25 protein-coding genes and 1 pseudogene are annotated in these 21,315 nt (G+C 33.1%); 21 read left to right on the top strand and 5 right to left on the bottom strand.

Going from position 1 to position 21,315, the window contains the following annotated elements; translation table 11 throughout:
- Positions 1-390 precede the first annotated feature (390 nt).
- Positions 391-1,302 (bottom strand): sigma factor regulator N-terminal domain-containing protein, encoded by a 912-nt coding sequence (locus tag ACFCYJ_RS26110; RefSeq protein WP_376078729.1) that lies wholly within the window; start codon positions 1,300-1,302, stop codon positions 391-393.
- Positions 1,302-1,793: an RNA polymerase sigma factor gene (locus tag ACFCYJ_RS26105; protein WP_376078727.1), complete on the bottom strand. Its 492-nt coding sequence runs from the start codon at positions 1,791-1,793 to the stop codon at positions 1,302-1,304. The genes ACFCYJ_RS26110 and ACFCYJ_RS26105 overlap by 1 nt, the downstream gene beginning before the upstream one ends.
- A gap of 684 nt (positions 1,794-2,477) precedes the next feature.
- Here ACFCYJ_RS26105 and ACFCYJ_RS26100 point away from each other — a divergent pair.
- The 9 genes from ACFCYJ_RS26100 (at position 2,478) to ACFCYJ_RS26060 (ending at position 10,252) form a co-directional block, all read left to right on the top strand.
- Positions 2,478-4,163: a M3 family oligoendopeptidase gene (locus ACFCYJ_RS26100; protein ID WP_376078725.1), complete on the top strand. Its 1,686-nt coding sequence runs from the start codon at positions 2,478-2,480 to the stop codon at positions 4,161-4,163.
- A 271-nt stretch (positions 4,164-4,434) separates the two neighbouring features.
- Complete coding sequence (locus ACFCYJ_RS26095; RefSeq protein WP_376078724.1) at positions 4,435-4,659, top strand: NUDIX domain-containing protein; 225 nt, start codon at positions 4,435-4,437, stop codon at positions 4,657-4,659.
- A 22-nt stretch (positions 4,660-4,681) separates the two neighbouring features.
- Complete coding sequence (locus ACFCYJ_RS26090) at positions 4,682-4,876, top strand: hypothetical protein (RefSeq protein ID WP_376078722.1); 195 nt, start codon at positions 4,682-4,684, stop codon at positions 4,874-4,876.
- A gap of 125 nt (positions 4,877-5,001) precedes the next feature.
- Positions 5,002-5,910: an alpha/beta fold hydrolase gene (locus ACFCYJ_RS26085; RefSeq protein WP_376078720.1), complete on the top strand. Its 909-nt coding sequence runs from the start codon at positions 5,002-5,004 to the stop codon at positions 5,908-5,910.
- A gap of 351 nt (positions 5,911-6,261) precedes the next feature.
- Complete coding sequence (locus ACFCYJ_RS26080; RefSeq protein ID WP_376078718.1) at positions 6,262-6,651, top strand: GntR family transcriptional regulator; 390 nt, start codon at positions 6,262-6,264, stop codon at positions 6,649-6,651.
- Positions 6,648-7,337 carry an ABC transporter ATP-binding protein gene (locus tag ACFCYJ_RS26075; RefSeq protein ID WP_376078716.1) on the top strand — a complete coding sequence of 230 codons (690 nt, stop codon included), beginning with the start codon at positions 6,648-6,650 and terminating at the stop codon, positions 7,335-7,337. Before ACFCYJ_RS26080 ends, ACFCYJ_RS26075 begins: the two co-directional genes overlap by 4 nt.
- Positions 7,334-8,170, top strand: a complete 837-nt coding sequence (locus tag ACFCYJ_RS26070) for a hypothetical protein (protein WP_376078714.1) — start codon at positions 7,334-7,336, stop codon at positions 8,168-8,170. Before ACFCYJ_RS26075 ends, ACFCYJ_RS26070 begins: the two co-directional genes overlap by 4 nt.
- A 12-nt stretch (positions 8,171-8,182) precedes the next feature.
- Positions 8,183-9,367 (top strand): hypothetical protein, encoded by a 1,185-nt coding sequence (locus tag ACFCYJ_RS26065; RefSeq protein ID WP_376078712.1) that lies wholly within the window; start codon positions 8,183-8,185, stop codon positions 9,365-9,367.
- Positions 9,368-9,727: 360 nt separating this feature from the next.
- On the top strand, positions 9,728-10,252 hold the full coding sequence (locus ACFCYJ_RS26060; RefSeq protein ID WP_376078731.1) for a GNAT family N-acetyltransferase: 525 nt from the start codon (positions 9,728-9,730) through the stop codon (positions 10,250-10,252).
- 468 nt (positions 10,253-10,720) lie between these two features.
- Here ACFCYJ_RS26060 and ACFCYJ_RS26055 read toward each other — a convergent pair whose 3' ends face one another.
- Positions 10,721-11,476: a hypothetical protein gene (locus tag ACFCYJ_RS26055; protein WP_376078710.1), complete on the bottom strand. Its 756-nt coding sequence runs from the start codon at positions 11,474-11,476 to the stop codon at positions 10,721-10,723.
- Positions 11,477-11,831: 355 nt separating this feature from the next.
- On the opposite strand from ACFCYJ_RS26055, the gene ACFCYJ_RS26050 reads away from it, so the two are divergent.
- The 12 genes from ACFCYJ_RS26050 to ACFCYJ_RS25995 all read left to right on the top strand — a co-directional run bounded on the left by ACFCYJ_RS26050 (position 11,832) and on the right by ACFCYJ_RS25995 (position 20,330).
- Complete coding sequence (locus ACFCYJ_RS26050; RefSeq protein ID WP_376078708.1) at positions 11,832-12,014, top strand: hypothetical protein; 183 nt, start codon at positions 11,832-11,834, stop codon at positions 12,012-12,014.
- 125 nt (positions 12,015-12,139) lie between these two features.
- Positions 12,140-12,859 (top strand): GNAT family N-acetyltransferase, encoded by a 720-nt coding sequence (locus ACFCYJ_RS26045; protein ID WP_376078707.1) that lies wholly within the window; start codon positions 12,140-12,142, stop codon positions 12,857-12,859.
- A 151-nt stretch (positions 12,860-13,010) separates the two neighbouring features.
- Positions 13,011-13,367 (top strand): hypothetical protein, encoded by a 357-nt coding sequence (locus ACFCYJ_RS26040; RefSeq protein ID WP_376078705.1) that lies wholly within the window; start codon positions 13,011-13,013, stop codon positions 13,365-13,367.
- 245 nt (positions 13,368-13,612) lie between these two features.
- Positions 13,613-14,083, top strand: coding sequence for an inner membrane protein YiaA (gene yiaA, locus ACFCYJ_RS26035; protein ID WP_376078703.1), 471 nt, complete (start codon positions 13,613-13,615; stop codon positions 14,081-14,083).
- A 186-nt stretch (positions 14,084-14,269) separates the two neighbouring features.
- Entirely contained in the window at positions 14,270-15,136 is an 867-nt protein-coding gene (locus tag ACFCYJ_RS26030) for a hypothetical protein (protein ID WP_376078701.1), read from the top strand.
- 256 nt (positions 15,137-15,392) lie between these two features.
- Entirely contained in the window at positions 15,393-15,986 is a 594-nt protein-coding gene (locus ACFCYJ_RS26025) for a TetR/AcrR family transcriptional regulator (protein ID WP_376078699.1), read from the top strand.
- 36 nt (positions 15,987-16,022) lie between these two features.
- The gene (locus tag ACFCYJ_RS26020) at positions 16,023-16,259 is read left to right on the top strand and encodes a hypothetical protein (RefSeq protein WP_376078697.1); all 237 of its coding nucleotides are present in this window, start codon (positions 16,023-16,025) and stop codon (positions 16,257-16,259) included.
- A 12-nt stretch (positions 16,260-16,271) separates the two neighbouring features.
- Positions 16,272-16,520 carry a hypothetical protein gene (locus ACFCYJ_RS26015; protein ID WP_376078695.1) on the top strand — a complete coding sequence of 83 codons (249 nt, stop codon included), beginning with the start codon at positions 16,272-16,274 and terminating at the stop codon, positions 16,518-16,520.
- A gap of 172 nt (positions 16,521-16,692) precedes the next feature.
- Positions 16,693-17,421 (top strand): DUF2087 domain-containing protein, encoded by a 729-nt coding sequence (locus ACFCYJ_RS26010; protein ID WP_376078693.1) that lies wholly within the window; start codon positions 16,693-16,695, stop codon positions 17,419-17,421.
- Between the two features lie 122 nt (positions 17,422-17,543).
- Positions 17,544-18,266, top strand: coding sequence for an SDR family NAD(P)-dependent oxidoreductase (locus tag ACFCYJ_RS26005; RefSeq protein ID WP_376078691.1), 723 nt, complete (start codon positions 17,544-17,546; stop codon positions 18,264-18,266).
- 365 nt (positions 18,267-18,631) lie between these two features.
- A complete protein-coding gene (locus tag ACFCYJ_RS26000) occupies positions 18,632-19,174 on the top strand; it encodes an RNA polymerase sigma factor (protein ID WP_376078690.1) in 543 nt (180 codons plus the stop codon).
- Positions 19,164-20,330 carry an anti-sigma factor family protein gene (locus ACFCYJ_RS25995; RefSeq protein WP_376078688.1) on the top strand — a complete coding sequence of 389 codons (1,167 nt, stop codon included), beginning with the start codon at positions 19,164-19,166 and terminating at the stop codon, positions 20,328-20,330. Before ACFCYJ_RS26000 ends, ACFCYJ_RS25995 begins: the two co-directional genes overlap by 11 nt.
- 187 nt (positions 20,331-20,517) lie before the next feature.
- Here the strand turns inward: ACFCYJ_RS25995 and ACFCYJ_RS25990 are convergent.
- Both ACFCYJ_RS25990 and ACFCYJ_RS25985 read right to left on the bottom strand, forming a co-directional pair.
- Positions 20,518-20,808: pseudogene (locus tag ACFCYJ_RS25990) on the bottom strand (IS66 family transposase); the annotation flags it as partial.
- Positions 20,809-21,069: 261 nt separating this feature from the next.
- On the bottom strand, positions 21,070-21,315 hold a 246-nt coding region (locus tag ACFCYJ_RS25985; protein WP_376078686.1), incomplete at its 5' end, for a hypothetical protein.

Genomic DNA, 21,315 nt, shown 5'->3' with positions numbered 1-21,315 from the left:
CCTTTAAAGACACAGAAAAAGAATTTAGAGGTAGATATGCAATTTATGATGTTGAAACAAAAGAAATGGTAGCGGGCGGAAATACTTTTATGCCAAAGTCTCCAACTTTCAAGGAATACTTACGATAAAGAAGGATAAATTTAGAGATAGGAAAAATAGCAAAAAGGTTGTGTTCGTCTTGTTCAATTAACGGGATGCTTGGTTGCATAGGCAGCTCTTTTTTCTTTATTGAACGATCGGAGCAATTTAGTTGAAAAAACACTTAGAAAAAGAGACAGTACCTATTTTATTTTTAAGTACTGCCCTTTTTTCTGACTTTTAATTGTTTTGCTCTATAGATCCAGCTACTTACTGGGAAGAGAGAACGAATATAATTTTGATCTCGACTCGTTATTTTTCTGATTTAATATAAGGTACCATTTGTGCAGTGGCACCTACTGAAGCCCCACGAACAAAACTTTGATTTTCTAAAGCTTTAAAATTTTGCGCTTGGCCAGTTAGCATTACCCCTAAGATTTCTACTTCATCCCATTTTTTGTTTTTATTCGAATTTAAAAACTCTTGAATAGGTTCATTCCCACCTCTATCATTATATTTTTTGAGCGCATCGATAAATCCTTTATATGCATCTTTTGGTGAAGAAGATGGATCAAATCCATAAATCGACACCCCTGAAGGTCCTTTACTTTCATCTGCAATTTGAGAGGCCATATACAACCATACAATGTTTAAATTATCGGGGATTTTTGCTTGTATTTCCTGTAATGTATACGGTTGATCAAAAGAAATAGCAACTTCCGCCACGTAGTTTTTCATTTGAGAAACTTCACTGAGTTCATTTTGTACACCATCAAAATACTCGTGAATAGAAGGATGATAAAATGTCGCCACTTTAGTTTTTGTTTGTTTATCATACTCATAAAAACCTGTGTCAGACCAATAAAAGCCAGGTGCAAATTCATTGTTGTCAATATCCAAGCGAATCCAATGATACGAACTTGTAAGTGTGCTCCAAGGGACTACATAGCCATTAATATTTTTTGAACGATTCGAAATAATATTACCACCAAACATTGATGAATTTGCTGTTACTTGAGAGTCGATTTGAATATTCGGCTCGGCAATTGCATTATGTAAGAAAAGCGAATCGTGAAGTCGGGTAGAACCTTTGGCTGCAAAGTAGGTGCCTGTTTTATAGAGAATTGGTATTAGAATCAGTACGACAATAATCGAAGTAATGATGATTTTTAGTAGTTGTTTTCGTTTAGCTTTTTTTAAAGCGGTTTTGATCGAAATATCCATTAACGTTTTCCTCCTATTTTTGAGTGAATAGATTTACGTGCTCGATATAATTTTTGCTTTACGCTGTCTATTTGAATGTCCAAAATAGTAGCAATTTCTTCATAAGAAAAATCATAGTAATACTTTAAAAAGAAAATTTCTTTATATTCTGTTTTGACGTCTTTTAATAAATAGAAAATCTCATCATTATTTAAAATCGTATTCATGTCGCAGTCTATTTGTTGTAGTTTTGAATAGATTTCCTCGCTTAAATAAATGTTCTGTTGCTCTTTTTTTCTTTTCAAGTCAATATATTCATTAAGTGATACTCTAAAAAACCACGGACGTAAATTCCTTTCTGTTAGGTCATCTAAAAGTAGATAAACTTTATAAAAGGTATTTTGTATGATATCTTCCGCATCCTCTTTTTTGGCTCCTTTCGCTAGTAATAGGCGGAACACTTCCTCTCCTAAATTAATAAGATAGGAGGCTAGTGCGTCTTCTTTTTTCATTTTTGACCTCCTTATACTTATACAACGAATGAGCGTTTCCAAATGTATACACATAAATTAATTTTAAATGAGTTTATAAATATTTCGATTCGATATCGAAATATCATTTATAAATTGGTTTAAGGGGACAATTTTCAAGTATTCGTGACTTGAAAGTAAGTGTTTCCGAACTTTGAAATCCTCTAGAAGCTATAATTATTGGCCTTAACTTTCAACATGTCATTAAAACAAAACTGATTGGAATTATACAGAGAGTTGAAGAAGTTAGAAATTGGGACAGATATATTTATTCACCTCAAATTAAATTAGTTATTAAATTCCAGTCCAACGATATAGCCGTAGGATGGAAGAAATAAGTGTCTATCTCCTAGGCATATGAAGCTTTACACTTAAGCAAAGGAGAGCGTTTCTACAATAATTAGAGACGTTTTTTATCTAATGGAGCAGTATAGTTTAATTAGAAAGCTTATATATTCCATTGCCGGGGAGATAAAATTGAGGGTAGATTGAATCGAACTATATGTAAGAAAACAAAAAGGGCCGCTTTTATGAAAGCAGCCCTTTTGTATTTGCTAATGGTATTTATTATCTTATATCGCTAGTATAGCACAAATTATTTTGAATTATAAGACTATTCGTATTGCTGTGTATAATATACCATAATATGGAATGGGGGGGAGAAGAATGATTTTTGATCAGCTTTTATATGAGAGGCCTAACATTGTAGAGTTTGAAGAAGAGGTATTTGATCTATTAGAAAAGTTTGAATCTGCAAACTCATTTGAAGAGCAAAATAAGTTAATAGATAAGATTAATTCGCTTAGAAATCATGTTTTAACAATGCTGACTATTGCGGAGATAAGAGCACAATTAGATACCTCAGATAAGAAGTATCAAGAAGAACAAAAGTTTATCAATAAAAATTGGCCAGTATATGAAAAAGTTGTAGCGAGTTATTATGAACGTTTAATAAGGTCCACATTTAAAGAACAAATTAGGCAAAAGTATGGAAAACAGTTACTGAATCTTGCTGAAATTAATGTGAATACGATTAGTTCAGCAATTATCGATAAACTAAAAAGAGAGAACAACCTTATAAGTGAATATACAAGATTGATGGCAAATGCCAAGATTGAATTTAAAGGAGAGGAGAGAAACCTATCTCAATTAGATAAATTTCTCTCCTCTCCAGATAGAGTGCTTAGAAAGCAGGCTATTGAAAAAAAATATGAACTATTGGTGCAATACGAAAATAGAATTGATGAACTTTTTGATTCTTTAATTCAAGTAAGAACGGAAATAGCAAAAGAACTCGGCTACAATTCTTTTGTGGAACTTGGATATGCTAGGCTTTCAAGGGTTGACTACGGTCAACAGGATGTGGCTAACTTTAGAAAAATGATTTTGAAATATATAGTGCCTATATCTGAGGAATTAAGGGAAAAACAACGGATTCGGCTTGGTATCGAGACATTAACCTATTACGATGAAGAGGTTAGGTTCAAATCTGGAGAGGCTATCCTTAGAGGCGATTCTAATTGGATGATAGATAAGTTTAAAACAATTTTCCAACAATTATCTGATCAATGTGGAGAGATTTTCAAAATAATGAATGAGAATAAGTATATGGATTTAACCATTAAAGAAAATAAAGCAAGAGGTGCTTATGCTACTTATTTATGTAATGAAAAGATTCCATATATTTTTGCAAACTTTAATGGATCGAGAAAAGATGTAAAAGTCCTTGCACATGAATTTGGTCATACATTTCAAATGGCTATTTTTAACCAAAATAACAACATACCAGAATATATACTTCCCACTAAGGAAGCTTGTGAAATTAGCTCAATTGCAATGGAATTTCTTATTTGGCCCTACATGGAAGAAATATTTGAAAATGACGCAATGAATTATAGATATTCGCATTTAGAAGATGCTATCTTTGCCATGCCTTATAGAGCTAGTATTGATGAGTTTCAGCATTTTATCTATACAAATCCTAATCAATCAATTGAGGAACGAAAGAAAAAATGGATGGAAATTGAACGGAAATATATGCCATATAAAACTACTTATAATCACTCATACTTAAAAAAGGGTAACTTTTGGCATCAACAAATACATTTGTTTAAATTCCCGTTTTATTACATCGACTATTCAATCGCTCAAATTTGTGCATTACAGATTTGGTCAATCGCACAAACAGATAAGCATGCTGCTTGGAATATGTATATGAATTTATGCAAACAGGGGGGGCGTTTATCTTTCCTAGACTTACTTGAGCATTCAGGGATCGCCTCACCTTTTAAAGAAGAAGCATTTGAAAATATGATAAATTCCATTGATACATGGTTTAGTAAGAATGACTAATTACGACATAATACCATTAAAAAATCCCTATATAAAAAATGATTATAAAATTTGATAAAAGTAACTTCTTCGTTAAACTCACGGGTGCGATTGTTCGATTAGAGCAATCGCTTTTTCACTAACGGAACAGAAGAGTTTAATAAGGATGGTGGATATTTTGTTGTTTATGGGATTTAAGTTGGGTAATGAAACAGTATCGACACTGCAGAAAGAATAGAGAAGTAGATAAGAAAAATTAAAGAAAATATTAAATTGAAATTGAGGGGTATATATGAAAAAAATTATAGCCACTGGTGGGGCAATAATCAAAGATGAAAATGGGGGGGATTTGTTACAGAAAAGGTTAGATTATCGAGACTGGGGGTTACCTGGAGGAGCAATGCAACCAGGAGAATCCATAGTAGAAACTATGATACGTGAAGTAAGAGAAGAAACGAGAATAAGTATTAAAGAATATAACTTTATTTCAGTTTATACGGGAGTATATATATCCTGATGGTAACGAAGTGGTTTTCGTAATGTTTTTGTTTGAAGTAAAACTAAATGCACAAGGAATGCTATTAGACGATGGAAAAACATTAGATTACCAAAATGAATCATTAGCTTTACAGTTTTTTGAAGAGGGAAATATTGATATCGAACAAATAAGTATTGTTCAAAGACCAATATTTGAGGGTATGAGAAATGGTAAAACAAATGTACTAAGAGAATAAATATCCCTATGAAAAATGGTTTTTTCTTTAATTGAAAATAAAAATCCATGTTAGGTATGTACTTAAACTAACGGTGCTGGATAGCTAAACAAGAAAACATAATTAAGTGATATTTAAACAAAGAGGTGAGTAAAATTAGTCAATTATTAATGATAAATCAAAATAAGATTGAGATACTTCAAAAGGGGCAAAACGGTACACCAATAATTATCCTTACAGGAATGGGTTGTTCATTCGATGAATGGTATGAAGTGACAGAGTCATTAAGTAAAACAAATAGAGTTATAATGTTTCATAGACCAGGGCTAGGCGCAAGTGAAATTCGTAACGAAGTCCGTAATACACAAACAGTCGTAAACGAAGTAAATGAGATGATACATTTACTTAAATTATCTGAACCCGTAGTATTAGTTGGTCATTCCTATGGTGGGTTATGTGTACAACATTTTGTGAAAAAGCATCCTGAAAAGGTTGCTGGAATAGTATTAGTAGATTCAACTTCTGTTGATTTAAAGGTTTTAGATGACTTGAATTTACCTGTTTTAAATGAAGGAGCAACCGATGAATTTTGGATGGAAAAATGTCGTTCTTATTCTCAAATGAAAAGGGAAGAATTAAGAGAAGTTATTAACCCTACTCTAACAAAAAAACAAAAGCTACTCCCGAATGATATTCAAAAACGCATAATGAATTTCCAGATAAATCCTTCTTTATACAAAGCAATGTATTCTGAAATTAGCAACTGGAAGAGGGATGGAGATATTATAAAAAATTTGGTGGTATACCCTGATATACCTTTAATTGTTATTAGCCGAGATAAAGAGCATAACATTAAGTTAGGTACTATGGAAGGTTTACCCGAGTGGGAGTTAAGGTTATTTGAGGAAAAGTGGCAAGAACTTATTATGAATCAAGTTAATCTTACTTCAAATAGTAAATTTATAATCGCACAAGGAGCCAGTCATTCAATACATTTTGATAGACCCGATATTATAGTTCAATCAATTAATAAAATAAATTCCTTCTTTAACTAACGGTGGGCTTTACTTCAATCAGGAGTAGAGCCTTTTTCTACTCAAACTTTCATGGCTGATAAGTATAAAAACTGGTTGTCTTTTTAAACATAGAGAAATATTTCCATGGATTTGGTTGACATAAAAAGTGTATTAAGCCTATAATACATTACGAAGGGTGTATTGTGTGCTTAATACACTTTTACATTTTTTTAAGAACGGTGTATTAAGGTGTTGATACACCAAGACCGATTAGCTGGGTAATGGCTAAAATAAATCGGGTGCTTCTTTAAAGTACTTTGCCCACCATTATGCACAAACTGTATTAAGTGATTAATACACGAAAATATGATTTTCTGGGAGTTGAGTTAATTGACTGTAAAGTTTAATAATCGGGATCCAGTGTATGTCCAGGTTATCCGGCATTTTAAAGAGCAAATCGCCAAGGGGTATTTTGAACCTGGTCAGGAGATTCCATCAAGAAGAGAACTAGCCAACCAGCTGAAGATTAACCCAAATACCGCACAACGAGCTTATAAGGAAATGGAGGAACAAGGATTGATTTTTACTGAGGGGAATATGCCGAGCTGCATTACTAAAGATGAAGCGGTCCTTAAAAGTGTCCGTGAGGAATTGATTATCGATGCGGTTGACTTATTTTTAGGTTCTATTAAATCCATCGATGTGCCGTTATCCGAAGTGTTGGAACTAGTGAAGAAAAAGCATGATGTCGAAAGCGGAGAAGCGGAGGGATCGAAATGATCGAAGTAAAAAATGTCGAGAAAAAATACGGCAGGAAACAGGTATTAAAAGGTCTTTCATTTACTGCTGAAAAAGGGGAAATTACTTGTTTAATTGGGATAAACGGAGTAGGAAAGACGACAATCATGAAAGCTATAATGGCGCTCACGCCTATTAATAGCGGTGAAATTTTGATTGATGGGGAAAAAATCCGGAAAGAAAGCTTTGAAAAAGTTACCTTTATTCCAGATACGATTACGATGTTGCCGCAAATGAAAATTTGTGATGCCTTTGCGTTCATGGCCGATTTTTATAAAAACTGGGATCCTCAAAGGGCAGAAGAGTTACTGCAATTTTTTAAACTAGACCCTACTGAACGAATTGCCAATTTATCAAAGGGGAATATGGCTAAAGTCAATATGATATTAGGTTTGGCACTGGATGTGGATTACTTACTAATGGATGAACCATTCTCTGGTATTGATATTTTCTCCCGTGAACAGATTGCCGAAGTGTTTACAAGCCATTTAATTGAAGATCGTGGTGTGATTATCACAACCCATGAAATTAGTGATATTGAACACTTGATTGATAGAGCGGTACTTATTGATAACGGTGAAGTATTAAAGGAATTTAGTGTAGAGGAAGTGCGTGAAAAGGAAGGGAAATCAGTCATTGATGTCATGAGAGAGGTGTATCGTAGATGAAAAACTATTTAAAACTTCTTAATTTCGAAGTAAATCGATTTTTCAAACTGTACCTAACCTTAATAGGATTGATAATTTCCAGTCAGTTCATTGGGGCGATTGTCGTGTCAAAAGCATATATGAATGACGCAGATCAGGTGATGTATAAAAATCAACTATCAATGGGCCAATATATTAAGGGATACGGGGTTTTTCCTTTTCATCGTTTCATTGAGTCTGGTTGGTTTCTGATGCCAATCTTTTTTAGCATCGCCATATTGATGATTTATGTTTTCTTTATTTGGTATCGAGATTGGTTTGGAAAAAACACGTTTATTTACAGATTATTAATGTTGCCAACTGAAAGAATTACTATTTATTTCGCAAAATTGACGACTATTATGGTTTTTGTACTTGGATTAGTTACCTTGCAAATATTGTTAATCCCGATCGAAATGCAAATTGTTAATAGTATGATACCAACAGATTTACAATCGCATTTTTCATTTTATGATAATTTTGGTAATTATAGTTTAGAAATGTGGGGCTGGCTGTATCCGAATACCTTTACAGAATTTATCCTGATTTATGGAGTCGGGCTAATCTTTGTAGCAGTTCTATTCACGGCCATTTTAATTGAACGAAGTTACGGTTTAAAAGGTATTTTTTTCGCAATCGTTTATGGAATGCTTTCGTTCGGAGTCTTTTTTGCGCCAATTTTCTTGAATGAATTTTCTAGTGGCTATTTTTACTCACTTGAAGTCTTTCTAATGGTACTAGTAATGAGCATCATCGTATTAGGGAGTGCCATTTGGATCGCGAATCATTTGTTAAAATATAAAATCAGGGTCTAAAGGGGAATGACTATGAAAAAATATTGGAAAACGATATTGATTAGTTTAATCATCGTGACGACAATCGGTTCTTACTATATTCAACAGGCAATGGCAAAGGGTGTATCCTTTAAAATTGAAACTACTAGCGGAAATAAGGGAGAAATCGACAATCTTATTCTTCAAGCGAGTTATCAGAGCGGTGATATTTATCGTGGGTTGCAAATATCAAAGGATGGTTCGATTTATCAGAGCGGGTCTTTTATTGGAGAGTTGATAGGACGAAATAACCCTTTGATGTTTCAAAAATATATTCAAGAACACCGTAGTTTTATGCGTGGGAAATTACTAAATTCTGGTCAGTATTTTGAAGACGAAGACCGTTTGATTTACGTCATTTTTCCGAATGATGGTCGAAAAAAGGGCCGAGGAAATTTTTTAACTCTTCAAATCGATACACTTGATAAACATACAAATGAAAGTTCTTCATTTGAAATCAATACACCAGTCCAAGTAAGCTATGACTGGATCAATGAGGAAGATGTTTATGTAGAAAATGGAAAAATAAAGATATTAGCAACAAGCCATCTCAATGGTAAGGAAGAGTTGCACATATATACGGTTGATGAAAGCAAAAAGGAATTAGAACAGGACTCGATACTTGCAAAAATAGAGTCAGAAGAGATAGGACAGGCCAGCATTCGTATATTTAATGAATATATTAAAGTACAAAATGAAAATTATTTCTTATATATGATTGAAAAATACAATTATCTAGAAGATGATGAGCGTGAAACGATCTCTAGCAAAATGTATCTTTATAACAATCGTAATAATGAAGTGAAGGAATGGACAATTCCAGCCGAATTAAAACCACATACAAAGTCGATGATTCTTCATGGAACAGATATATTCATTCCAGTTCATTCAGCCAATGGGTTAGAGCTGAATCGTTATAATATAGAAAAGAAACAGTGGGAAGAGCCTTTAAACTTTAAATATCCAAGCATTGCTAATGATAAAGAAGAACCTTTTTTACAGATTACAGATGATAAACTATATTTAGTCAATCGTGCTTCGGACGGTCATTTGTTTTTTATCGGTGATATACGTACAAGTGAATCATTATATGAAGGTAAAATCATCATTGAAAACAGAGAAAAACTAGATGCAAATTACTCACTTTTTATCGGGCAAATATATAACAATATTAATTAAATTAAAGACATACAATTTAGAAAATTAGAATAAGCAGCTTTAGCAGATATGAATTCCACCATTCATATCTGCCGATTTTTGATCTTTGGATTGATGATTGTGAAATTAGTCATTGGGTGGAGTCAAAGGCAACTTTTCTTATTGAGCTAGCGGAGCAGTCAAGTTCAATAACCAAAATGGATATTAGTTAATTAAAAACGGTAAATTTGTTTAAAATTGGAACCTTTATTCATTTCAAGCGTATTAAAGTCAAGGGACTGGATTCTTGAATAAAATCTTAAAGAGATTAGCAAAGTCAGAGAATTTTTACAAGATATGCTATTTTCGAAAAAGAAACAGGAGAATGAGGGAATTATTATGATGATAAAGGGAATGTTTGTTTACTTAAGACCTATTAAAGATGAAGATATAGAAAGTATTTATAAGTCTTGTCAGGATGAAGAGTTTTTGTACATGACTGGCACTCGAAAGTCATTTACTCTTGATGAGATCAATAAAAGTTATAAACAGTTTAGCAAAGACCCCACACGTTATGATTTTGCCATTTGTTTATTGGATAGTAATGAAATAATAGGTGATTTAGCCATCTTAGACATTGATCAAGACAACAAAAAGGCGGGTTTTAGAATATCACTACATAGTAGAGATACTTTGAACAAAGGTTATGGTACTGAAGCAACTCAACTTGCACAGAAATTTACCTTTGAGGAGCTTAAACTAAATCGTTTGGAATTAGAGGTATTTTCTCATAATATTCGTGGCATAAAAGCATATGAAAAAGCAGGATTTAAAAAAGAAGGAACATTGAGACAATCCCTTTATATGAACAATAAATACTCTGATGAAGTACTTATGGGAATGCTTCAAGAAGACTACTATAAATAAAGAGTATTCAGTTCTTCTGATACAAATCGTATATTTGTGATGTAATACACTTAAACTAACAGGGGCTTTACTTGAAGATCATTGAGTTGCATAAGCAGCTCTTTTTTTCTTATTGAACTAATGGTGCAGGGTAGTTCAATAAGGGGCTCGTAATAAAAGTGCATATGTACGACAAGAAATTGTCTGAATATGTACGATTTTATACAGACAGTGCACCAGCAGCATTTTTCTGCAAATCAAAAAAAGACTTACAGTAACTGCATTCAAGGCCTTTGCATAAAAAAAACGTATGGACGTATCGCACCCAAAACAACCTCAAAACGCTGTACTATCAACATTTTGAGGTTGTGTGTGCCCAAATTAGCACTTAGGAACGTTTATTAGATTTGTTTTGTATATAGTAATAACTTTATTCAACTAAAACGCTTATGTATTTAAATAGGCTTTGGTAGATTATAAATAATCTACTCAATTATTATTAGCATTCGCTTCCTTTACAATTTGCTTTAAGTATCCTTTTGGAATAGATCTAGTCATTAAGATATTATTCGTAACTGATTGTCCATCAATCATTGTAATTTCAAGTAAAAGTTTATCCTTCGAACTAAGTTTGTATGGTTCGTTGATAAGAATATCTACTGAACTTCCCTGTGTAAGTGTGAGTGGAAAATCAACTTCCTCATTATTCTGTTCGAATGAAATCGTAGCTACACTATCATAATGACCGATTGAATCAATCGTTTCATCTTTAGAGGATGTATACGTATAGCGAAGTAAATCATCATTCTTTATTACGTCTACTGCCTCACCTTCCATTAGTAGAACAAGTGTTGTATCAATTGGAGAATAGTTTTCAAATGAAATTTCAACAGGTAATGTACGCCCTTCTAATGAAAGAAAGTAGGAGAGCTGTTCGTCTGTTAGTTCAACTACATCTTCTCGTAGCTCATAGCCATTTTGTACTGCTAATACTTCTGTAAAATTAGTTTCCCCATCCCAATTACCACTGTTTCGCGGAGGGTAAAATCCTTTTGTATTATGTGCAATTTCCATTAAATACGTATCGTTATTTTGTTCAACTATGTATGAAACGGCTAATGTTTTACTTACTTCGTCAAGTTGAACGGACATCACAATAGGTTCTTCAACGTGTGCTTTAGGCCAAAACCAATATACACCAATTGCGCCTATCACTACTAAAATAATTATGGATTTCTTCATCAATTATAATACCCCCAACAATATAACACATCATAATTAACCTATTTTACCATAATTATGATGCGAGAAGTTCCAAAAGAGTTGTTTCTGGCACGCTACCCCATATAGAATAAAAGAGAAGTTCTTAATTAAAGAGTTAAAATTATAAGCTAGAAAATATATGAGGAATAGTGTCTGGTGACCTTTTCTTCTTAATTTGTAAGCAGAAGTATTCCTGCAATAAAAGAACAAAGATTTAGAAATGGATTTTAAAATGAAAAATCAAGTTAGCTTGTGAAATGTTACACTTAAACTCCCACGAAAGAACTTAATCAACTTTCATTTTCTGTGATATAGCGCTGGTTTTTGCGCTACATGGATGGCTAACGGGGGCGTTAATGAAAGTTCATTGAGTTGCATAGGCAGCTCTTATAAATTGGTGGATAAAGACAATAATGATATGTGGTTTAATCAAGGGATAAAAGAAGGTGGTATAGCCACTGGTATTTTTACTAAGGAACAAGAGAGCAACTATATATTACAAGTCTTTGGAACTCAGTAGAAAAGCGGAGTTAATTTCAGTTTTTTTTGCGAGTATGTAAAAATTTTATAAAAGGTTTCTTCTACTAACAGTGCAGCATAGTGTAAGAAGACAATTGTTTTAATCATAAAAAGAGGTGAAAATTCGTGGATCAACTGCTTCAACATTTACAAAGAGTTGGCGTACATAACCTAAAAAGTGATCGTGTAGTTATGTTAGAAATTTTAGAGAATAGACTTCATCTTGCTTCTGAAATAGATGTGCTTATTAATGAACTTTTAGATAAATTACATAGTAGTAGTCTGAAAAAAGTTATGTTGGAGTGTCCTAAAATACTTTTAGATAGTTTAAATTCTACTAGGTCTAAAATGGAAATCGTTGGTGAAAGAGTTGTATATAGGAGATCTTTAATAACCCCATTAAATGTTTCGATACCAGATTATGAAGTATGGTCAATTTCTGAGAATAACGCTATCTCTTTTTTATCTGAAGTGATGGGTACAAGTTTTATTGATGTAGAGAAGTTTTTAACGGGAATGAGCACCGAACTCCCATCACAAGTAAAGGAAATGTTTACAGTGTATAAAGTTAACAATGAACCTGTTGGTGTAGTTTTTCCTCATATAGAACCAAATACAGATAAGGAAGGACGCATTTTTTGGATAGGCATTCATCCTAATTTTATGGGGTCAGGTTTGGGAAGGAACTTACATACAATAGGATTATACAGATTGAAAAATGAATTTAAAGCTATGTCTTATTTAGGAATGACTCAAGTTGACAATATTCCAATGAGAAATATTATGACTTCAAACGGATGCATTCAAAATAAAAATACAGTAATTTCTTTACAATATTCTGTTTAGGAATGAGTTAATTCATTTAGTCATTCTCTCATGAAAGAGCGTAACTTGTCTGTTGTGTAGCGCTAGTTTTGCGCTATATGGATGGCTAACGATTAACCGATTTCTAGCATTGACTGGAACACATTTTCATATAAAAGGAGGAAACGACAAGTTGAAACTGATTTGTAAAGCGTGTAATTTAGAAATTTCGGAACCATTATCGGAATTAAAAGACCTGAATTTGATTAATGAAAATGATGGTCAAGATTATATTCCTACAGGCTTTTATTTAATTCAAGAGGAAACAGCTTACGAACTATTAAAAGGATCTATCATTATAAACATCAAGGATTTAATCAATTCAAATCACCATTCAGATAGCAGTAGATTAAATGGTTGTTGTGGTCTTGATGGCTGTGATGGAATGAACAGGGTTTGCTTGCAAGGTCACGAAATTGGTACAGAGTTCTCTGATTGTTGGAGGTTTCATAAAGTTGTATTAAATCCAGAGTTCGTACAACTGATTTAAGATTTACACACATACCTCATGCTGGCCTAAGCACAAAGCCAATTCCGGAATCAATAATGCCGAGGCATAATTGATCGCGAAAAAGTAAAGGTTGTGAAGTTATAATGTTAATGAGCATATACTTTAATAACGAAGTTCGTTTTTTCTTGTTCAGCTTAATGGCAGCTTAGTTTTGCAAAGAAGGTGCACTATTGTGTCTCTGGTGCTCCATTTTTAGTAGATTAAAAGATGGAGGCGAAAATTGAATGTCCAATGATCATGAAGTTTTAGTAGATAAAGAAAAACGAAATGATTTAAAAGTGAAAGAAGAAAGGAAAGAAGGCGAACCGACTCCAGCCTTCAAAGGGGCTTCGTGGGCAGCGCTATTAGTAGGTGTTGCGTCTTATCTTATAGGCTTGTTTAACGCATCTATGCAATTGAACGAAAAGGGATTTTATTTTGCAGTTTTAGTATTCGGACTTTATTCGGCGATATCTTTACAAAAAGCAGTTAGAGATAAAGATGAGGGAATACCAGTTACTAATATTTATTATGGTATTAGTTGGTTCGCACTTATTGTATCTATTGCATTAATGGCTATCGGTTTATACAATGCTGGAAGTATTATTTTAAGCGAAAAAGGATTTTTTAGTATGGCATTTGTTCTTAGTTTATTTGCAGCTATAACGGTTCAAAAGAATATAAGAGATACACAGAGGGCAAGAGAAAAAGCTTGAGTTATGTACCACAATGGAGCAGTATCCACTATGCTCAAGGGGTTTCCGTGGCTCGTTCGGGTCTAATAGTGACTTACAAATAGTAGATCGAGCTGCCAAAGTCAAAGGCAGCTTTTTTTATTGATGAGCAGGATTGTTGAAAAAGATAGCGAACTTATTTCTAAATCGTTTGAGGAGGATTGAGAAATGGAAAAAATAAATGAAATCATGGATTTACTAATTAATAAAGGCTTGGTCATAAATGATCATCTAGAATTAAAGAGGTTAAAAAGTGGTACAACTGCGGGCATTTTATATACGATCCTGTGCAAAAATATGCCAATCTATGTGATAAAGATAGACCATCCTATGATAATATCTGCCACTGAGGAATTCTTGCTTGTCTATAAAAAAGTGAAATTGTTGCCTGATGTTCTTTACACGGATCATAAAAAAGAATTTATTGTGTACTCTTTTATACCCGGAGAAACTCACTATAATCGAGGATCGAAATTAGAATGGATGAAAATATTAACGAAAGAGTTATTCAATCATTATGAAAAGGTGGACACAGACATTCCTTGGGGAAGAGTAAACGGGATGCATAGAAGCTCCTGGTCAGACTTTAATCAAAGTAGTTTTGAGTCTGCCAAAATGAATATAGGTAAGCTCTTACCAAGTGAGGATCATAAAAGAGTAGAGTTGTTGGTAAATACATTAAAAACTGAACACTATCAAGAAGAGAAGTATTACCTTCACGGAGATACGGGTGTTCATAATTTTGTATATTTTTGTAACCAGTTAATAGGAGTTATTGACCCATCACCTTTAATCGGTCCCAAAATTTACGATTTTACCTATGCGTTTTGTTCTTCACCAGATAGTCTAGATTTACATACACTTTTTTCATCGTTTTCCTTGTGGAACGGGTATGAAGCCTTTACGAAGGAACAACTTTTGAATGAAGTTGTTTTTCAATTATATACACGTATTGGCGTGTGTATTAAAGTTCATCCTCACGATCTTACTGGTTATATGGAAGCTTGGGAGGAATGGAGGATGTATCTACCTTAGAACTTATGGTGATACATATTTACATAGTAGAATACGTAGAGGGAAATTAAAAAATAAAAGAAAAGCCAACGTTTTGAAGAAACATTATTCAAAACGTTGGCTTTTTATATCTAGTGAAATCAAAAGCATAAAGTGATATTCAATCAAATGAAATAATTTGTTATTTAATCCCTTGTTAAAAGTTGGTGTTAATGCTAACGTATGAATATAGTATATGAATATTCATATAAATAATTCATAAAGGAGGTGCTTTTCTATGGCAAGGGGAAAAAAAGTTTTTTCAGAAGAAGATAAAATTCTGATTAAAAGTAAATTGAAAGATGAATGTATGGCATTTTGGATTTCTCCGGGTTATAAAGAAACAAGCATTGGCGCATTGTGTAAGAAAGCAGAAATATCTACAGGTACTTTTTATAATTTATATTCAAGTAAGGAAGAACTTTTTTTTGAAGTTCTATATGACATTCAAGATACTATTTATGAAAATTTCATTGAGCGAATTGAACAATCCCCTGAAAAGTCCGGCTTTGAAACAGCAATAATCGAACTTTACTATGAATACGAAAGCAAACCATTTCTTTATGACGTGAAAACGACTGACTTCACATCGTTTTATAGTAAACTTTCGGAGGAAATGAAAGAAAAACTAATATTTGATAGTAGTGAACTTTTTCGTACGGCCATCAAACGAGCAAATCTTAAATTGAAGGTTTCTGAAAATTTAGCGTTTTCTACTTTCACCGTCCTTCTATCAAGCATTGCAAGTAAAGAAGGAATTTCAAAGAACTGTGATCACTTAGCAGCCTTTCAATTTATGACGAAGCAGTTGGTAGCAAGCATCTTTGAGTAGAGGCTTTAATCAAATATAAAAGTGGAGGAGATATCAATGAGTTTATTTTGGAGTATTATAGACTTTCTAAAAGAAACAGCACCGTTCTTTATCGCGATGAATATCATTTTAGCCATCTTCCTACTAATCTTAGGATTAGTTCTAATGTCCAAAAAGAATAGAGAACAGAAGGCAAAAATGATTGCCGGAACGGTTTGTTTATCAATTTCAATGTTGGCATTTTTGGGTGCTTTGTCCAATGCATTTTTTTCATTTTTCATTTTTAAAAATTAGGAGGATAAAAAGATGTTAGACAAACTACAAAATATCATGGATGCGGCATGTAAATGGGGGAATAAAAATCTGGGAACCTCTATTCATTTCCCTAAACCAACAAAAAAATCCATGGTATCCAGTGCTTTTTCAAGTGGAATTATTGGTAGTGTAATGACGATTTATGGACTGTTTTTTAAAAGTATATGGATTTTGTTATTTGGTGGACTTGGCATACTAAGCAGTGTTTTCATATATCGGCAAAGTGTAAAAAACGATTAGATAAATAACATAAATTTTTATATAGCTTAACGCTGAGAGGAATCTGTTTTGATTGATTATTGTCAAAATGGATTCTTCTTTTTTTTAGATAAACAAATACTATCATTGTTTACAAATGAATAAACTTATTATATATTGTTTATTAAATGGTGAACGAAGAGAGGTTTTGTTTGTGAGTTTAACTGATTTGACTATAGAGGAATTATCGAGGGGATTTGTAGACACAGGTGATGCATATGAGTGTGTATTTTGTAAAGAAATATTTGATGCCGAAGAAGTGTTCAAAATAGATGATCGTTTTTTTTCGGCTAAAAAAGCTATACAACGCCATATCGAGAATGAACATATCTCTGTGTTTGAAGCGTTACTTCAATTAGATAAGAAGGATACTGGGCTATCAGATATCCAAACTGAATTGCTGAAGCTATTTGCAACAGGGGCACCAGATAAGGAAATTGTTAATAGCACTTCTGCAAATAGCATTTCAACAATTCGACAGCATCGATTTAAATTGAAAGAAAAAGAAAAACAAGCAAAAGTTTTTCTGGCAATCATGCAGGCTTTAGAAACAACAAAAGTATACGAACCAATTCATAAGGGGGCAACACAGGTGGATGAACGTTATGCGATTACAGTAGACGAGAAAGAAAAAGTACTAGCGACGTATTTTAAAAATGGCTTAGATGGTTCAATTGAAAGTTTTCCAAGTAAAGAAAAACGAAAAATAATTTTACTGCAATACATTGTAACGAAGTTTGCGGTAGAGCGTAAATATACCGAAAAAGAAATCAATGAAATTTTAAAGCCTATTTATAGTGATTACGTATCATTGAGAAGATACTTAATTGAATATGGTTTCCTAGATCGAAGTGAAGATTGTACAACGTATTGGGTGAAATAAGTTTTAAAATGAACGAGCATAGGTAATTTTAAGGACCTAAATATCTCGATAAATCACATTGGTTGTTGCTATTTTTTATATTAACTATACTTATGTTGTAGTCATATAGAAAGGGTGATTGGATGAGTAAGAACTTTATTATATTTGGAGCCAGCCAAGGGTTAGGTGATGCATTTGTAAAGGGTTTACCAACAAAAGGGGATACAGTATGGGTGGTGTCACGCACACGACCAAGTAGTTTAGATATAAATGATGGCGTAAATCGTAAATGGCTGGCTATTGATTTATCTAGTCAACAACATATTCCTGCTTTAAAAGAAGCTTTAAAAGGCGTTGCTATGGATGTATTAATTTACAATGTGGGAGTATGGGAAAAGCGTGGTTTTGAAGATGACTATACGTTTGATAACGATGAAGTTGGGGATATAGCAAACTTAATTAATATTAATTTAACTTCCACAATTACATATATTCAGGCGTTATTACCTAATTTAAGACAGGCGGGAAATGGAAAAATAATTTTAATTGGATCGACAGCAGGTTTAGATCATACGAATAATGCGCAAGTTTCGTTTGTTACATCTAAGTTTGGCTTACGAGGCATTACAAATGCTTTACGCGAGCATGTGAGAAAAGATAAGATCACTGTAACGTGTATTAATCCAGGAGAACTGGCTGCTGAAGTACCTTTTGAAGAAGGGGCTGAAAAAGCAATTAAGTTGTATGGAGGGACACGTATTCCTGTACAAGATATTGTAGCCATTGTCCAATGTGTGATTAATTTATCACCAGTTTCATGTGTGAAGGAAATAAATATTCCTGCTATAACAGATATGAATGTATAATTCAGTATATAAAACGGCTCACATGTAGAACGATTCTGTTCAATATGTGAGCCGTTTAAAATGTACTTATTTCGCAATTATTTCTATCATTATAATTTATAATATCATTTCGATTCATTGAATAAGTGGTAAGCCAGAATTATAAATAACAGCGCACCTTAAACTGGTGCGCTTATTTTTAATCTGAAAAACAAATCTGAAATTTAAAGCGTAATTTTTTTCAGTAGCCTCAAGCACCTCAGAGCGGGCTTGTTGTTTTGTTTATTGAATAACAAATGTCTAAATTCAAAATTAGCGAAAAAATATAGGAAAATTTTGAGAGGAAATGAAAATTTTTTCGTTATAGTAGTAGGGAGGTGAAACAAATGGAGATGGATGAAGTAATCACACGAGTAAAGAATGGTGAAAGTCATCATTTTGCACATATTGTAAAACATTATGAGCAGAAAATTTTTACCACTGTCATAAGAATAGTAAAAAATCGTGCTGCAGCTGAAGATATCGTACAAGATATTTTTATAAAAGTATTTTATAGCCTACATAAGTATAAAAAAATCGGCTCATTTAATGCATGGCTATACCGAATTGTAGTCAATAATTGTTTCGATTATTTACGGATCCATAAGTTACAAACGATACGAATCGACAGTGATGTAATGGATAATCGTTATCCTGAAAAAGCATTGTTGTTACATGAAAGAAATGAGCAGTTAGAAAAGCTTCTTCAACAGTTGGATGAAACAGAGTACATGGTATTGTTACTGAAATATGTAAATGAGCTAAGCTACGATGAAATAAGCGAAGTGCTTCGAATTTCGTTAAATGATGTTCGTAATAAGTTACACCGAAGTAAAAGAAAACTTAGGTCAATCACAATGACAAAAGGAGGTTATTTTTATGAAATGTGATTCGAATTTGTTGGAAGATTATGTAGAAGGTTTTTTAGATGAGGTTGAACAAAAAAAAACGGAAGCTCATTTGCAATTCTGTGAAAATTGTCAACGTGAATATGAGCAATTAGTAAATGAACAAAAAACATTATTTGCACAGCTCAATAAGCCAATGATGACACATAGCCAAGATGATGCTATTATGCAACGTATTCAAACTAATACAAAGCGTAAAAAATCTTGGTATACTTTAAAAATTACTGTAATCAGTGCAGCCGTTATTATGCTAGGCTTTGCGTTTTATTATTGGAATCGTACACCGATTGAAGTGGCACAGCCGATTGATGAGCCAACACAATTAGTAGAAACGAATAGTAGCGAGCAGGAAAAACATTTAGATGGTGAACAAGTCTTAAATTATAATGAGCCATTCTTGGATGTTTCTATTGATAAAGTTGTCGAAAATGGGGAAAACATCGATATTCATTATCGTGTTAAATTTAAAGAACAATACCAGCGATACCAAGATAATTTATATAAGCAACATTTGAATATAGAAGTGGCGAACTTACATTCACTTGACGATGCACAAGATGCCTTTTTTGGTAGTGTAATATCAGACATCCGATTTGCAATCCGAGATGAAGCAGGACAATTAATTTTATCTACCAAACGTGATGGACGTGATGGCGAACAACCAATGATTTCAGAATTTTCAAGTGATGGTGGCGGCACAGATGTATTGGGCGAAATGGTTTACACGATATCCGTCCCAAAGTATACTAACCCCGCAACATTTGAAGTGTTTCAAATGGAAGCATCTGTGTTCGATTTATTTGAGACGGAAGTGAATACAGCACAATTACAGCCATTTCAATTTAATAACGTAACTTATACAATTGATTCATTAGAAATCAAACAAGACACATTACATTTACAAATTTCTACGGAAGGTGATCCAAAAGTTCGTGCAGCTGGTTGGGGGATGGTCATTAACGATCGTTTAATTTTTTCTGACGAAACAAACGTACATTTTTCTGATCGAAGAAATAATCGTACCGTTTACAAATTACAGTTTGAGAATTTCGAACAAATCCCAGCTAATTTTAAATTAGTGCCGTCTACTGTAAAGATAAAAACACAAATTGATCCAATTGTGTTAGATTTACACTAACAAAGAAGGTCTCGCTTAGTATAGTGTTTAAACGAAAATCTAGTAATTTGATAAGATTTTAAAATGTGTTTGTACTTATATCTAACTAAGAATTTGTGTATACAACCTTAAGCCCGAAATAAAATACGCACCTATTCGGTACGTAAGACGAATGGCCATCTATCTAAAGTTTTTTTCAGATAGATGGCTATTTTGCGCATGTCACTTGGATATTTTTCGACCAAGGCATGTAATCGTTTAAAATCTCAGGCTGCTAATGAAGTGGTAAATTCGGCAACTCTGTCATTAACTTCACTAGGTATTGATAAAAGTCGATACCATTTGCTTTTGCTGTTTCAGCCAAACTTAAACAGATCGCATTTGCTTTAGCCCCGGCTTCACTAACAGAAAAAAGCCAGTTCTTGCGACCAATCACAGTTGGGCGAATCGCATTTTCAGCTGGATTATTATCAATCTCAATTCGACCATCGAATAGAAAAGCTTTTGGTTGTTTATATGTGTTATTTAATTACGGGCTTACAATAAAAGTTGCAGCACGGAATGATATGAGCACGTAAAATTGGCGAGGATTACCACTTACGACGTGCAAACGCAACTCATTTGATTGTAAATGAGTTCGAACAAAATTCTTTGCCTACTGCAATAATTTGCTTCTATATTCGGGATGAAATATAACATTCTCTAGCATGTGGTTTATATTCTAATAAATTTAACTTCTTTCAGCAATAAATGATCACGATTAGTTTTCATTTTTATCGCTTTTTTCGGGAATTAGAATTTCTAATTCAAGAATATTACTATTAGTAAAAATGCCGCTTGAGAGCTCCCTTACATAGATAGGGGCATTTTTCTTGTCGATAATGGATAATATTTGTTCCTCAAATTCATCATCAGTTTCACCTAAAATAAATATAGAACTATATTTACCTTCATTCATGATGAAATCAGCTTTATGTTCTGTTTTTATACACATATGATATTCATC

The sequence above is a fragment of the Lysinibacillus sp. NPDC056232 genome, assembly GCF_042267565.1.
Lineage (GTDB): Bacteria > Bacillota > Bacilli > Bacillales_A > Planococcaceae > Lysinibacillus.
This window is presented reverse-complemented; position numbering and strand designations above follow the sequence as displayed.

Bases quoted from the DNA above. Each gene is read 5' to 3' on its own strand.
- ACFCYJ_RS26050 (WP_376078708.1), top strand. From the start codon at position 11,832: ATGGCTAACGGGGGCGTTAATGAAAGTTCATTGAGTTGCATAGGCAGC.
- ACFCYJ_RS26030 (WP_376078701.1), top strand. From the start codon at position 14,270: ATGGAAAAAATAAATGAAATCATGGATTTACTAATTAATAAAGGCTTG.
- ACFCYJ_RS26070 (WP_376078714.1), top strand. From the start codon at position 7,334: ATGAAAAACTATTTAAAACTTCTTAATTTCGAAGTAAATCGATTTTTC.
- ACFCYJ_RS26020 (WP_376078697.1), top strand. From the start codon at position 16,023: ATGAGTTTATTTTGGAGTATTATAGACTTTCTAAAAGAAACAGCACCG.
- ACFCYJ_RS26105 (WP_376078727.1), bottom strand. From the start codon at position 1,793: ATGAAAAAAGAAGACGCACTAGCCTCCTATCTTATTAATTTAGGAGAG.
- ACFCYJ_RS26065 (WP_376078712.1), top strand. From the start codon at position 8,183: ATGAAAAAATATTGGAAAACGATATTGATTAGTTTAATCATCGTGACG.
- ACFCYJ_RS26060 (WP_376078731.1), top strand. From the start codon at position 9,728: ATGATAAAGGGAATGTTTGTTTACTTAAGACCTATTAAAGATGAAGAT.
- yiaA (WP_376078703.1), top strand. From the start codon at position 13,613: ATGTCCAATGATCATGAAGTTTTAGTAGATAAAGAAAAACGAAATGAT.
- ACFCYJ_RS26015 (WP_376078695.1), top strand. From the start codon at position 16,272: ATGTTAGACAAACTACAAAATATCATGGATGCGGCATGTAAATGGGGG.
- ACFCYJ_RS26100 (WP_376078725.1), top strand. From the start codon at position 2,478: ATGATTTTTGATCAGCTTTTATATGAGAGGCCTAACATTGTAGAGTTT.
- ACFCYJ_RS26005 (WP_376078691.1), top strand. From the start codon at position 17,544: ATGAGTAAGAACTTTATTATATTTGGAGCCAGCCAAGGGTTAGGTGAT.
- ACFCYJ_RS26090 (WP_376078722.1), top strand. From the start codon at position 4,682: ATGTTTTTGTTTGAAGTAAAACTAAATGCACAAGGAATGCTATTAGAC.
- ACFCYJ_RS26110 (WP_376078729.1), bottom strand. From the start codon at position 1,302: ATGGATATTTCGATCAAAACCGCTTTAAAAAAAGCTAAACGAAAACAA.
- ACFCYJ_RS26025 (WP_376078699.1), top strand. From the start codon at position 15,393: ATGGCAAGGGGAAAAAAAGTTTTTTCAGAAGAAGATAAAATTCTGATT.
- ACFCYJ_RS25995 (WP_376078688.1), top strand. From the start codon at position 19,164: ATGAAATGTGATTCGAATTTGTTGGAAGATTATGTAGAAGGTTTTTTA.
- ACFCYJ_RS26075 (WP_376078716.1), top strand. From the start codon at position 6,648: ATGATCGAAGTAAAAAATGTCGAGAAAAAATACGGCAGGAAACAGGTA.
- ACFCYJ_RS26000 (WP_376078690.1), top strand. From the start codon at position 18,632: ATGGAGATGGATGAAGTAATCACACGAGTAAAGAATGGTGAAAGTCAT.
- ACFCYJ_RS26095 (WP_376078724.1), top strand. From the start codon at position 4,435: ATGAAAAAAATTATAGCCACTGGTGGGGCAATAATCAAAGATGAAAAT.